This window comes from Anabaenopsis sp. FSS-46, assembly GCF_029891665.1.
Classification (GTDB): Bacteria; Cyanobacteriota; Cyanobacteriia; order Cyanobacteriales; family Nostocaceae; genus Anabaenopsis; species Anabaenopsis arnoldii.
Map to the genome: position 1 here is coordinate 41,482 of NZ_JANQDG010000059.1, position 12,880 is coordinate 54,361.

The 12,880-nt window shown below is 41.1% G+C and carries 13 protein-coding genes; 7 read left to right on the forward strand and 6 right to left on the reverse strand.

Annotation, left to right across the window (positions count from 1 at the left end; translation table 11 throughout):
* The first annotated feature begins 540 nt into the window (after window positions 1–540).
* The 4 genes from NWP21_RS05995 to NWP21_RS06010 all read left to right on the forward strand — a co-directional run bounded on the left by NWP21_RS05995 (window position 541) and on the right by NWP21_RS06010 (window position 4,730).
* Window positions 541–804 (forward strand): hypothetical protein, encoded by a 264-nt coding sequence (locus tag NWP21_RS05995; protein ID WP_280792011.1) that lies wholly within the window; start codon window positions 541–543, stop codon window positions 802–804.
* Between the two features lie 293 nt (window positions 805–1,097).
* Window positions 1,098–2,132: a phosphopantetheine-binding protein gene (locus NWP21_RS06000; RefSeq protein ID WP_280791975.1), complete on the forward strand. Its 1,035-nt coding sequence runs from the start codon at window positions 1,098–1,100 to the stop codon at window positions 2,130–2,132.
* Between the two features lie 129 nt (window positions 2,133–2,261).
* Window positions 2,262–2,963, forward strand: coding sequence for a hypothetical protein (locus tag NWP21_RS06005; RefSeq protein ID WP_280791976.1), 702 nt, complete (start codon window positions 2,262–2,264; stop codon window positions 2,961–2,963).
* A gap of 99 nt (window positions 2,964–3,062) precedes the next feature.
* The gene (locus NWP21_RS06010; protein WP_280791977.1) at window positions 3,063–4,730 is read left to right on the forward strand and encodes a PfaD family polyunsaturated fatty acid/polyketide biosynthesis protein; all 1,668 of its coding nucleotides are present in this window, start codon (window positions 3,063–3,065) and stop codon (window positions 4,728–4,730) included.
* A 281-nt stretch (window positions 4,731–5,011) separates the two neighbouring features.
* On the opposite strand, the gene NWP21_RS06015 is transcribed toward NWP21_RS06010, so the two are convergent.
* Together NWP21_RS06015 and NWP21_RS06020 are read right to left on the reverse strand one after the other, a co-directional pair.
* Complete coding sequence (locus tag NWP21_RS06015; RefSeq protein WP_280791978.1) at window positions 5,012–6,103, reverse strand: DJ-1/PfpI/YhbO family deglycase/protease; 1,092 nt, start codon at window positions 6,101–6,103, stop codon at window positions 5,012–5,014.
* 53 nt (window positions 6,104–6,156) lie between these two features.
* Window positions 6,157–6,543, reverse strand: a complete 387-nt coding sequence (locus NWP21_RS06020) for a DUF2267 domain-containing protein (RefSeq protein ID WP_271734541.1) — start codon at window positions 6,541–6,543, stop codon at window positions 6,157–6,159.
* A 262-nt stretch (window positions 6,544–6,805) separates the two neighbouring features.
* Here NWP21_RS06020 and NWP21_RS06025 point away from each other — a divergent pair, with 262 nt between their 5' ends.
* A complete protein-coding gene (locus tag NWP21_RS06025) occupies window positions 6,806–7,204 on the forward strand; it encodes a DUF6335 family protein (protein WP_271734543.1) in 399 nt (132 codons plus the stop codon).
* Window positions 7,205–7,246: 42 nt separating this feature from the next.
* On the opposite strand, the gene NWP21_RS06030 is transcribed toward NWP21_RS06025, so the two are convergent.
* On the reverse strand, window positions 7,247–7,636 hold the full coding sequence (locus tag NWP21_RS06030; protein WP_280791979.1) for a hypothetical protein: 390 nt from the start codon (window positions 7,634–7,636) through the stop codon (window positions 7,247–7,249).
* Between the two features lie 131 nt (window positions 7,637–7,767).
* Between NWP21_RS06030 and NWP21_RS06035 the strand changes: the two genes are divergently transcribed.
* Together NWP21_RS06035 and NWP21_RS06040 are read left to right on the forward strand one after the other, a co-directional pair.
* Window positions 7,768–7,968 carry a hypothetical protein gene (locus tag NWP21_RS06035; protein WP_280791980.1) on the forward strand — a complete coding sequence of 67 codons (201 nt, stop codon included), beginning with the start codon at window positions 7,768–7,770 and terminating at the stop codon, window positions 7,966–7,968.
* A gap of 40 nt (window positions 7,969–8,008) precedes the next feature.
* Window positions 8,009–8,800: an MBL fold metallo-hydrolase gene (locus NWP21_RS06040; protein WP_271734548.1), complete on the forward strand. Its 792-nt coding sequence runs from the start codon at window positions 8,009–8,011 to the stop codon at window positions 8,798–8,800.
* 210 nt (window positions 8,801–9,010) lie between these two features.
* Here the strand turns inward: NWP21_RS06040 and NWP21_RS06045 are convergent, their stop codons facing one another.
* The 3 genes from NWP21_RS06045 to NWP21_RS06055 all read right to left on the reverse strand — a co-directional run bounded on the left by NWP21_RS06045 (window position 9,011) and on the right by NWP21_RS06055 (window position 12,621).
* On the reverse strand, window positions 9,011–9,613 hold the full coding sequence (locus tag NWP21_RS06045) for a superoxide dismutase (RefSeq protein WP_280791981.1): 603 nt from the start codon (window positions 9,611–9,613) through the stop codon (window positions 9,011–9,013).
* 212 nt (window positions 9,614–9,825) lie between these two features.
* Window positions 9,826–11,424 carry a bifunctional pantoate--beta-alanine ligase/(d)CMP kinase gene (locus NWP21_RS06050; RefSeq protein ID WP_280791982.1) on the reverse strand — a complete coding sequence of 533 codons (1,599 nt, stop codon included), beginning with the start codon at window positions 11,422–11,424 and terminating at the stop codon, window positions 9,826–9,828.
* Between the two features lie 120 nt (window positions 11,425–11,544).
* Complete coding sequence (locus NWP21_RS06055; protein ID WP_280792012.1) at window positions 11,545–12,621, reverse strand: septal ring lytic transglycosylase RlpA family protein; 1,077 nt, start codon at window positions 12,619–12,621, stop codon at window positions 11,545–11,547.
* Window positions 12,622–12,880: the final 259 nt, after the last annotated feature.

The window sequence follows — 12,880 nt, forward strand, 5'->3', positions numbered from 1 at the left end:
TAAATAAATGAAATACACAATATTTATGGGAATTAGAAAGTAAATATAATCAAGCTTTACATGCATAGCGATGTTACCCACGGTAGATGTAGTGCAAATAAATTAAAATTGATGTATAAGGGAGATTATACCCAATCTTAGTCTAGTTATTTCTCAGGTTTGTAGTCATTCACTCATGAGGTACTAATGTCTATATTAGCCTGGTGAACTTTGTGACAATAGTCCATATATTGAAAATAATGATTTCAATTTTAATCAATCTTTAGGCAGATGTAAAAACTCTTAGATAAATTAAATATCTAAATTTAATATTTTTGACACATAGATTTATAGATAGTAGGATACAACAGTCAAATTAGAAAATAGACTTCAAAACCCCTTGCCAACAAATAGGAAAAGTCTCATCTATGCAATTTATATGCAATTGATACCAATAAAACCTTACTCTATGACATACTAGTAAGTCAGACATTAAATAATTATTGAGTTCATACTTACTGCCCTTCCAAGAGCATAGACAAAATGAGATTACAGAGATTCATGCTCTCCTTACCAAGTTTTGATAATCAGAGGCTAATTTTTCATGCCGCTCGCCAAACTCTTCGCAAAGCTGAAATGGCACGACTAGCGGTGCATGAATGGCTAAATCACCATGATTTTGAACTAGAAGAGTGGAAAAATAAAACTGCTTCTGAGCTTGGTATTAGTATTAGTGAGCTAGAGCAGAAACTATTAGCTGCTAATCAGAAACAGGCAATGAAGACAAAAGAAGATAATCATGGGGATTCAGAAAACAATTATTGATCAAGTTAATCATGTCTAACCACAACCATGTGACCAATAAATTGCTCGGCTGATATCATCCGGCTTAACAGGGTGTTTCATCTATGTTAGACATATGGAGTTGCATAGGAGTTGCGAGCAAGAATCAAACATCCTAATATAACTGTAATTAGCAAATTAATCGATGTGCATGAGGCTGAGGTTTCGAGATTCAACTATTCTACCCGCCTATGGCAAACAAACTTCCATATATCTGCTGTAGACAATTAGCATTACCACTCAGTTGTAGAATGCAGTATCGCATTTAGGAAAAAATGAGCAATGGTAACTCAGCCCCAGTTAACAAAAATCACTCAGAAACACCAAACCTTTTTACTTCTGAGGATTCGGTTCAGAAAACCACACCTACAAACAAGGTAGCAGTGAATGGTATTGCCAAATCTATGAACAACAGCCAATCAGACCAACAGGATAGCAACTCTACACCAACCAATTTAGAAACATTTGTGAATTACCAAAGGGCTATAGACAACTTAGAGTATACTCTCATCCAACTAAATCGCCATCAACGTCAAATATTGCAGGTTCATGAACAATCTTTGCGGCATCAAACAGAATACACGAACACCTTTTTCGGGCTGATGCAACAACAGCATATCCTCTGGGGAAATGGTCAATTCATTGAGAAACAACCCGAAACCCAGCAACTAGCCATCTCCAGTTTAGAACGTAGCATGATGCGGTTTCACGATCATCAAGCTGACAGCCTCCGCATTCATGAGCAATATCTGAAGTATCAGCAAGAATATACTCATAACTTTTTCCAGTTAGTCCAGCAACATCAACTACCAACCTGTGATGACAGGATTCAACACAGTTTGAATACTCCGGTATACGGAGAAGATCGGCCCATACCAGTAACAGCCGTATCGGCTGTGGCGACTGAATTACAGACGGTGACAACTAACGGTAGTGGTAACGGTAATGCTAAGGGTGCACATCATCAAACCATACCAGTTACAGATATAATTGCCACCCGGCAGAATCCCACTGCAACCATAGCAGCCACACCACCCGTAGATATTGATCCAGCTACCCTGCAGCCCACCCTGCTCACCATTGTCAGTGATCAAACAGGCTACCCCAGTGAAATGTTAGAGATGTCCATGGACATTGAAGCAGATTTAGGGATTGATTCCATCAAACGGGTGGAGATTTTGGGAGCATTATTAGAAATATACCCCGATTTACCCAGGCCCAATCTAGAGGAACTGGCACAGCTACGGACTCTGTCCGAAATAGCCGAGTACATCAGGACTATAGCAACGCCCACCATCAATAAAAATTAAATAACATTTTTAGTATTTGGGTGATGGGAAAACCAACACAGAATCAAATACCAAAAATAGCGATTGTGGGCATGGATTGCTATTTGCGTGGTAACTACCAGGGTTTAGATAGTTTTGAACCAAGTATTTATGAATGATCATATTTCTATTATCAGAGTATTAGCAAAGCTATTGAGTCATAGAGTGGAAATGGATTTGTCGCCACTGTATTCTCTCTCAGACCGTAGCTTGAATCCAAATCAAATACTAGATGAAACTATCACCTTGGGTAGTCAGAAAAGTGATGGCATATTTCTGGGTAAGAATAAGCAGGAAATATTCCCAGAAAAATTTTATACCCCATCAATCAGTCCTCCCAGTCAGCAGTATGAATTACTGGAATTTAGTCAAGCCAGACCCACATATTCTCTGAATAAAAATTCAGTATTAGCTGAGGAAAAGAGATTTATGAGCAACTTAATCGCCGGGGATGATAAAGCTTCTAGTGTATTATTGAAGGATAGACCAAGCCCTGACTTGTCAGTTAACCCTAAGGCTTCGCTACCCAAGCTATCACACAATGTCGGAGTAGGTCATACTATTTCACCTCAAGAAGATGAGATTTTTATTGTGGAAGAAAGAGACTGCAAAACTGATCATACAGTTGATAAACAACAGCTAGATAATTTACGCAATCCTCAGTATCAGAAGCTGATATATAATGCTTTTTACATGGCACAAAACCACAGCAATGTATTAGAAATGCGACAACAATCACTACATCAAATCAGCGTCATAATCCAGCAACAACTAAATCTATACCAGAAAATATTTAACGCAGAAAGTAATTAATTCACAAAAATATTTCATGATTATAACAAAGCAATAACCAATGATTTCTTAAGCAATTAAAAATTATGCCGACAATTGCTCCTCATAATGCTTAACCTCATGTTTAACAATAATTTAGTCATTCATAAACGCGGAAATTCACTCTTAAAAACATCTAATTTTTTTGTGAGTAACCGTCAAGCATGGCATGGTGATATAAATACAATATCTTTTGATGGTAATGGCATAAGAGCTAAACTAATTAACTTAGCTAAACCTTGTTACATTATCAGAGTAGAAGATAAAATTGGTGTTACTAATCAAGGAGAATTAATTCATTATCATAATGGTAAAACTGGACAAGAAATGTTGATGTCCGTTCCACCTATACATATTCAACAGTTAGGAGATCCCAACTTTATAGATTTCCATAATGTTAAATATGCCTATGCTACTGGTTCCATGGCTCATGGTATTGCTTCTGAACAATTAGTAATAGCTCTTGGTAAGGAGAAAATTTTAAGTTCATTTGGTGCTGGTGGTCTCTCTCCTGACCGTGTGGAAGCAGCCATCAAGCGTATTCAGCAAGCCCTACCCGAAGGAATTTACGCTTTTAACTTACTTCATAGTCCCAGTGAACCTACTCTTGAACGTGGTACAATTGATTTGTATTTGAAATATCAAGTCAGAACAATAGAAGCATCTGCATTTTTAGATTTAACTGATAACGTTGTCTACTACCGGGTTGCGGGACTAGGCTTGAATGCAGCTAATCAAATCCAAATTAAAAATAAAGTCATTGCCAAAGTTTCTCGCCGAGAAGTGGCCACAAAATTCTTAGAACCTGCTCCTGTGAAAATTCTTAAAAGATTAGTACAGCAAGGTCTCATCAGTGAATTACAGGCAAGTATAGCCGCAAAAGTTCCCATGGCTGACGATATTACCGTCGAAGCAGATTCCGGTGGTCACACAGATAATCGTCCCTTAGTTTGTCTGTTACCATCGATTTTGGAATTAAGAGATCAAATTCAAGGCCAATATGGTTACGAAAGACCGGTCAGAATTGGAGTAGCGGGAGGAATTGCGACTCCCCAATCAGTATTGGCTGCTTTTATGATGGGTGCTGCTTATGTCGTTACTGGTTCCATTAACCAATCCTGTATTGAAGCTGGAACTTCTGAATATACTAAACAATTGCTAGCCCAAGCGGATATGGCTGATGTGATGATGGCTCCAGCAGCAGATATGTTTGAGATGGGAGTAAAACTGCAAGTTCTCAAAAGAGGAACGCTCTTTCCTCTCCGGGCGCAAAAACTGTTTGAATTATACAAAAACTATGATTCAATTGAAGATATACCTGTTACCGAAAGAGAGAAGATAGAAAAGCAAATCTTCAGAAATAGTCTAGATAGCATTTGGCAAGAAACAGTTAATTATTTATCTCAACGTAATCCCGAAAAACTGCACAAAGCCGCCAACAATCCCAAGCTGAAAATGGCTCTAATTTTTCGCTGGTATCTAGGATTGTCTTCTCGTTGGTCTAACTCTGGTGAGAAAGGTCGGGAAATTGATTATCAAATCTGGTGCGGTCCATCTATGGGAAGCTTCAATAACTGGATACAAGGTTCTTACTTGGCAGATTTAAATAATCGGAAGGTAGTTGATGTTGCCCATCACATGATGATAGGAGCAGCATTTTTATACAGATTACAAAATCTGAAGATTCAAGGATTACAAATACCCGATTCTTATACTCAGTATCATCCAGTCATTTCTGGTAAATCGTAAGAGGTTGTTTGATAAGTTTTCAACAGGTAATTTTTATCTTAGGGAACAGGGAATGGGGATTGGGGAACACGGTTCGACTTCGCTCACCGACCGCACAAAAAACAATAAAATCCAGTCTCCTCCCCTTACAAGGGGAGGGTTAGGGTGGGGTCAAACAATATTTGATACACTAATCATAACTTGACAAACATCCTCTTAGAGTAGCGGGGACTGGCTAAGGGATCAAGATTGTGAATTGATTCTCCCAGCGGTAACCCTATTTCCTCGCAGTTGCTAGATATCTACAGAGCTACGCCTGTGGTGGGCTTGGGAGGCTGAATTTCAGTGCCTATGCCTCGGCGATATAATTGTGCTAATCGCTGCTCGTATTTAAGTAAGTCCTGGTAAATTTCCTTAAATATCGCGGTTGCTACGGGGTCAGTATACATTGCAGACAAATTGCTAATATCGCCAAGACCTGTTTGTACATCTCCTAGGGCGCAACGTAACTGATAGATGTCATCGCTACCAGTAAAGGTACTTTTAACTTTGGCGTATTGATTGGCGATATTTGCCACTATGGAAGGTTTTTCATGGAGTGTGTTGAGATAGGTTTCCAATTTCTGAATGTGGCGCTGTCTATTACTAATCATCTCTTGAAAGAGCGATCGCACTTCGTGATCTGATTCTTTTTGGGTGTACTGTTCTAAGGCTTCCATTGAATAACGCTCCCCACTCAGTGCTATATTCAACCCCCTGGTAATTTCACCTTTGGTAGAACCACCCCAAGCATCAGCGAGTTTCCACCACTGGGCGCTAGTATCTTTTTCCTCTGGAAGTGCAGCATCTTTACCACCGTACCCCAGACGACTGAGCAATGCTGTGGTGAAAATCCCTAAGTCTCCTGGTTCGCGTGAGGTAATTAAATTCCTGTCTACCACTAAGGGTTCATCTAGGTAATTTACACCTGCATTAATCATATCTTTGCGGATAGCAGTAAAGCCCGTGGCTTTTCTACCTGTGAGCAAATCACCTTCAATTAAAAGTTGCGGCCCGTGACATACAGCTGCTACCCATTTCCCTTGTTCCATGGCTTTTTGCACAAAGCTGACTGTGTTCGGGTTCCGCCGCATTTTATCCGGGGCCATACCACCGGGAATTACTACTGCGTCAAATTCCGCTGCTATGGCTTCTGTGGTGGTAGCGTCGGGCTGAACTGAAACTTTACCTCGTTTACCTTTATATTTTTCATTCATGCGTGAACCGAGGACAACTATCTCCATCCCAGCTTGCTTTAGTCCATTACACGGGATAGTAAATTCTATATCCTCAAATCCATGTTCTATGAGGATGGCGACTTTTTTCTTCCGGGAATGATTGTTATGATTGGTCATGATTTTTGCCTAGGTTAATAATTTTACTCAATAGGATGCTTGACTGCAGGAATTTAAGTTGGTGATGTGGTGAATAGTTCCTCATAGTCATGATCAAAATAATTATGAAATTTGCTGAATTTGTCAGGCTTAATGGCGTTTTGTAAGACTGCAAATACAGCCCGAACATGAATGGCGCTGGTTGTCGGTTCTATATTTTCTCTTTGACTCACACGAGTAATGAATTCTTGCAGGTTGAAAGGTTCACTAGTTTCTCCTTCTCGCCTTTGCAAAGATTGAGCTAATTCTTGTGGTAATTCTGCTGCTACTTCTTTGAATTCATCGCCGGGGATACGCTCTGTGATGGTTTCTAAGGTAGCACGGGTGGCGCGTTCGGCTTCTTCACGAGAATTTGATTGAGCTAGGCTTTGTACGTGTGTAATAAACTCGTTATATTCCATTCTATACCTCTTTTTATTGTAATTTGTAATTAAGAGTAGACTATTGATTTAATTCCTATTTAATTCCTAATATATGGATTTCACTCCTACACAGTTGAGGAATTTCAATTTAGACTTATTTATTAAAGTATCTTCTAATTACTATTTTTTCTTCGTACTCAGGGGATATATTTTTTTATCACTAAAGTAATATACCCTTGGTGATACTGTCTTTACCTTTGGTAAGGTTATGATGAATCGGTAAATAGAATTAATATTATTTATGGAAGAAAATAATCAGAATCAAGAAGTCAATTCTGATGATTTAACCGCAGAAATTACCGAATCTTACGGTACTGGTGTTAAGGATTTGCCGGGGTATAATATTGGCGGGCGATCGCTCAGACAAAGAAAACGTCAGTATACACACACAAGTCCGGAAATTACTGGCGGTGATGTTGATGCTTATTGGCAACAGGAAGATACGGTCGGAGATGAAGCTGTAGGTGGTACTGCCCCTACTCCTGATCAAAGTGTAACTGATGATTTAGGAAAGGCAGTAGGATTACCGATGAATGACGGTGATTTTCTCCATACTGAGGATATTTTAGAGCGGCGTGATCATTCTCGCTGGGAATTAGATCCGATGTCTTCTGATGATTATCAAGAGCGGAAAGATTAAACCCAAAACTTAAAAATTTAAGTTTTGGGATGTGAGGATAAGTTAAAACCTAATGCCTAATTGTCCATTAAATCCTCGCACAGAATTGTAACCAGCACCGACAAAAATATTATCGGTAGCACCTATTTGGACACCGCCAGAAACAGCAACACCTTGGTCTTCTGAATACCAGCCAAGTCCGACATAAGGTGAAATCACTGGTAAACTGAAGAATTTTAAAACATCTCCTCCAGTAGCACCTTCGGGACCTCTACCGATCTCAAAACCAAAATCTAAAACTCTCACACCAGCAGCATAGGTGACTTCTCCATCCTTTTCACCCACAGAAACCCAGGGTTGTGGTAACAATTGGGCAGGTGCTGGACTGGGGACAAATACAGTTAAGCAAGTTAAGGATGGAATGAGTATTTTGGCAATAACCGATTTTTTCACCGTTTTTATGGGAAACTACCTGTCATATTGTATTGCAACTCTCAGGTAAACCATCCACCTTTGAGTATTTTTCCGTGAATTTACTGTAAAATAAAAAGATATTTTTAATCTATCAGTTATCAACTCCCATCATGTCACCCCAAACCATTGAAAAGATTGTATCTGCCTACTTTGCCAATATTGCAGCAATGAATCCAGAAGGGTGGGTGAGTAAGACAGGTAAGCCAGTTATCTTTGCAGGAATTACGATTTTTGAAATCAACTCAGCTGGTAAGATTCAAACAACTCGCGCTTACTGGAATCCCCAAGAGATGGTAGCACAATTGCGGTGAACTCATCCATAATAGGGTAAGTATTATTTTTAATTTGATTATGTACTTAACTTGGTTAGACAGCAATAGTTGGTTACTGGAAATGGGTAACCAACGCATATTACTGGATCCTTGGCTGGTTGGTTCTTTAACTTTTGGCAATTTAGATTGGTTTTTCAAAGGTTCTCGGATACAAGAACGCCCCATACCACAAAATATTGATTTGATTTTGCTGTCTCAAGGTTTAGAAGACCACGCTCATCCACCGACTCTTAAACAACTAGATCATGAAATTAAGGTTGTGGGTTCTGCCAATGCGGCAAAATTATCACGTGAGTTGGGCTACAATTACGTAACATCCCTGAAGCACGGGGAAAGTTTCAACTTGAATCAACAAGTGGAAATCACAGCTGTTCCCGGCTCTGTGGTAGGTTATAATCTGGTAGAAAATGGTTATCTGATTAAAGAATTAACCAGTGGGTTAACAATTTATTATGAGCCTCATGGGTCTCATTCGCCGGAAATTAAACAATTTGCCCCGGTTGACGTGGTGATTACGCCGATAGTAGATATAACATTGCCTTTAGGCTTGCCAGTTATTAAAGGTAGGAAGAGTGCATTGGAAGTTGCACAATGGTTACAACCTCAAATTATGCTTCCCACGGCCGCGGGTGGAGATGTGGTTTTTGAAGGTGTGCTGACGAAATTCTTGAAAGCTCAAGGAAGTGTGGCAGAATTTAATTGCCTACTGCAGCAATATAATTTGTCTACCCAGGTGATGGAACTCACCCCGGGCGATCGCCGAGAATTGCAGTTGAGGAATAATTCAACTGTGAGCAAGTCCAAGCTCTAGATATGGCGGTTAGCCGTTGGCGATTTTAGTCGCCACCGCAATTCTCAAATCAATTGTGTTTGTACTTACTAAGCACCTGTAGCAAGTATAGAGCTTACTGTACTGAGTAAAAACAGCCACGATACTAATCGTGACTGAGTACTTTAAATGAACTGATTTTTACTTTCTAGAATTAACTAGGGTTAAACTCAGAGTAAGACTGAGAAATTATCAGGCTTGAGCGTAATTTGCAGCAGCAAAGTCCCAATTGACTAATTGGTCTAAGAAATTCTTGATGAAAGCAGGACGCGCATTTTTATAGTCAATGTAGTAGGCGTGTTCCCAAACATCTAGAGTTAGAAGGGCCTTTTTGCCATGGGCTAAGGGGTTCTCTGCATTTGGTGTTTTCATGACCTTGAGAGTACCAGCATCATCAACTAACCAAGCCCAACCGCTACCAAATTGAGTTGCTGCAGCGTTAGAAAATTCTTCTTTAAATTTGTCAAAGCTACCAAAATCCTGATTAATTTTGGCTGCTAGGTCGCCAGTGGGTGCGCCCCCACCTGCGGGCTTTAAGCAATTCCAGAAAAAGGTGTGATTCCAAACTTGAGCAGCATTGTTGAAGATTCCCACCTTAGAGGAGTCTTTAAAGGCAATTTGGATCACCTCTTCCAAAGATTTGTCAGCCAGTTCTGTACCGTCAGTCAGCTTATTTAAGTTAGTCACATAGGCTGCATGATGTTTGCCATAGTGATACTCAAATGTTTCTCCCTTCATGCCATAGGGCTCGAGAGCGTTAAAGTCGTAAGGTAAGGGGGGTTGTGTAAATGCCATTTTGTGAAATCCTCTCTTGACTGTTTTCCGGTTTAAAACTGTTGAGCGAAACTTAGGAAACGACAGGTGTTATCTGTATGCGTTTTCTATCCCAACGCTATAGGATATAAAACTTAACATTGTCATTCTACTACCAAAGGGAGGATTCGGGCAAAATACTGTTTGATTTGAGCCAAATTGCATAAAGGTAGAAATATTCAGATGCTCGACAACTAAGATAAGCGTTTTTGATAGTAGTTAACAATTTGTGCTGTAACTTCAGACACGTTAAGACCATCAGACTGTATTTCTACTGCATCCGCTGCTTTTTGTAAAGGGGAAATTTTCCGAGTGCTATCTTTTCGGTCTCGTTCGGCAATATCGCCTTTGAGACGCTCTAGATTCACTTCGGGTTGTCCCTGTTTTTTTAAGTCTTGCTGACGGCGATGCGCTCGTTCATCAACAGAGGCGGTTAAGAATACCTTAACGTCGGCATCGGGGAAGACATGAGTCCCAATGTCTCGACCTTCGGCGACTAAACCACCTTTTTTACCCCAGCTTTGCTGTTGTTTAACGAGTGCTTGACGCACGGCGCTTTGTGCAGCGATCGCGGATACTTGAGATGTGACTTCAATTGTGCGAATTGCTTGAGTGACATCAGTACCATTAATCCAAACCCTGACGGGAGATTGCAGATCGTCAGTGGGTGTAAGTTCAATATTACACCGACTAACTAACTCAGCAATGGCGCATTCATCATCAAGAGCAATACCCTTTTGTAGCACCAGCCAAGTCACAGCCCGATACATAGCTCCTGTATCGAGATACACTAAACCCAGGTGAGTGGCCACTTGACGAGCCACTGTAGATTTACCAGCACCAGCTGGTCCATCGATAGCGATGATGGGCTGACGATCGCGCAGGATGGTATTATCAATCAAACGTGTGGAACCAAGACGACCTGCGATCGCCAGCATTCCTTCCTCCTCAACTGTTTCTAAAGACATTAACGTACTCGGATTAACTAATTCAATATATTCCACCATGAGATTAGGAACCTTTGCCAGTTCTTGCTGTACCAATCCTATGAGGGTACTGCGATCACGAACACCCTTACCAAACCCAGCAGCACTAGCCCGTAAAGCTTGATATAAAATTACTGCTTGGGCTTTTTCTTGTGCAGTCAAATATTGGTTACGAGAACTTAAAGCCAGACCCGACTCTTCCCGCAGGGTTGGACAACCAATAATCTCTACTGGCAAATTTAAATCACTCACCAACCGTCTAATAATAGCTAGTTGTTGACCATCTTTTTGTCCAAAGTAGGCGCGGTCGGGTTGTACCAAGTTAAAAAGCTTGGTGACAATCGTCGCGACACCCTGAAAGTGACCAATGCGAGAACGACCACACAAATTGGACATCATAGCACATGGAGGCGTTACTTGTGTCAGTTGAGATGCTTCTAGACTGTTCTGAGAAACACCCATTTCCTCTGGTGTGGGGGCAAAAATCGCATCTACCCCCGCTTTTCTACACATTTGTTGGTCTAGCTCTAAAGTGCGGGGATAACGTTGATAATCTTCATGGGGGCCAAATTGCAGGGGATTGACAAAAATACTGACAATCACCGTAGAATTTTCTTGCCTTGCCCTTGCCATCAAGCTCAAATGACCTTGATGTAATCCTCCCATAGTTGGCACTAAACCGACGGCCGTCTGGTACCAGCTAGACATCGCATCTAGTCCCAAATCTTCGGGAACCCTGAACTGATGTTGTGAACAACGTTGAGTTAAATAGCAGCGTAAAGCTGCAACTGTTGTCAGCAGACGCACAAAATACCCCTAGTTCTTTTTAAGCCTCTCCCCCGTTAGTTTATATCTGAAATAGGGGGCTGGGGTATGGAACTAGGGGTATTAGGGACTGGGGACATTATCCACTGAAATTCTCAGCAATTATCGCCCCATAATTTCAATCTTCACAGGTGCCAAACCGTTGTTAATCATTCCTAAGCTACGAGCAGCACCAGTGGATACATCGATGACTCTACCGCGAATGAATGGGCCTCGGTCATTAATTCGCACCACAACCGAACGACCATTACGGGTGTTAGTCACACGAACTCGCGTGCCGAAAGGTAAGCTACGATGGGCTGCAGTCATACCTTCGGGATTAAATCTTTCACCGGTGGCGGTAGGTCTACCAGCAAAACCGCGACCGTAAAAGGAAGCTATACCACGGAAAGTGAGTCGTTTGTTGCTCGCAAGCTGCTGTGTGGGCTGCTGCGAACCAACTTTTACTGGTTCGGGGAGATTAGCAATTTCTGTGATGGGAGATGCATTACCAATGAGTCTCCGCAAGCGATTAGTTACTTGCAATGCATCTTCTGCGAGATTTTCGGTGGTTCCTGCTAGGATGGTTTTTGCATTGATTTGCACCAATTCCCGATCTTTAATTTTAATCGTATAGCTCTCGCCGGTGTGTTGTGTGACAGAGGCACTTTTGTTGCCATCTGTAGATTCGCCCTGACCCATCCAACTAACGGTAATCTGTTGAGCATCCTCACCATTACGCACTAGCTGGTTAATACTGGCTGCTATGAGTCCAGCTCTATAAACCGGGTCATCATTAAGGGATTTCTTTTCCTTTGTCGCATTCCTCAAGTTCCCTACACTCGTCCCCGTGCGACCAGAGGACTGTTGTCCCGCAGTAGTTCCAATTCCAGTCACCGTCAAACTTTGCGGCTGTGGCTGAGAACTCAAAAAGGTAATAACTGGAATATTTTTGATAAACAGGGTTGCCGCTTTACGACCTCCAATGTAGTGAGAATGAATGTTTGTTATCACAGCATCGGAAGTCGGTTTCCCAGATGAGGTTTGAAACTCTCCTACTTTAACTACATTCTTAACTGATGTTTCTGGAGAAACTCGATTAGTTTGCTTTGTAGTAGTAGTTTGAGTGCGTCCGACTAAGGGCGTACCCACAGTAGTCAGAAACAGGGCGACAATAGTCCACAAATATCGTTGATTCATGCGTCCGATTTTTAAAGCGAGTGTAGAACAGCAGTTTTTTAGTTCCTGGGATTTTTTGCCAGTTTCAGTGACATCTCCCATGAAATTTCCTGGGCTCTGGTTTTCACTTTTTTGATTTATAACTGCAACACACTATCACGAACTTTGAAGGTTGGGGATCAGGGTTTTACCGTAGATCTAAATCACTTTATTCGATTTCAATTCTAATTTCCGCGGCGAAACCGTTTTCAAATCAGGATTTTGAGGATGTAACGTTTTT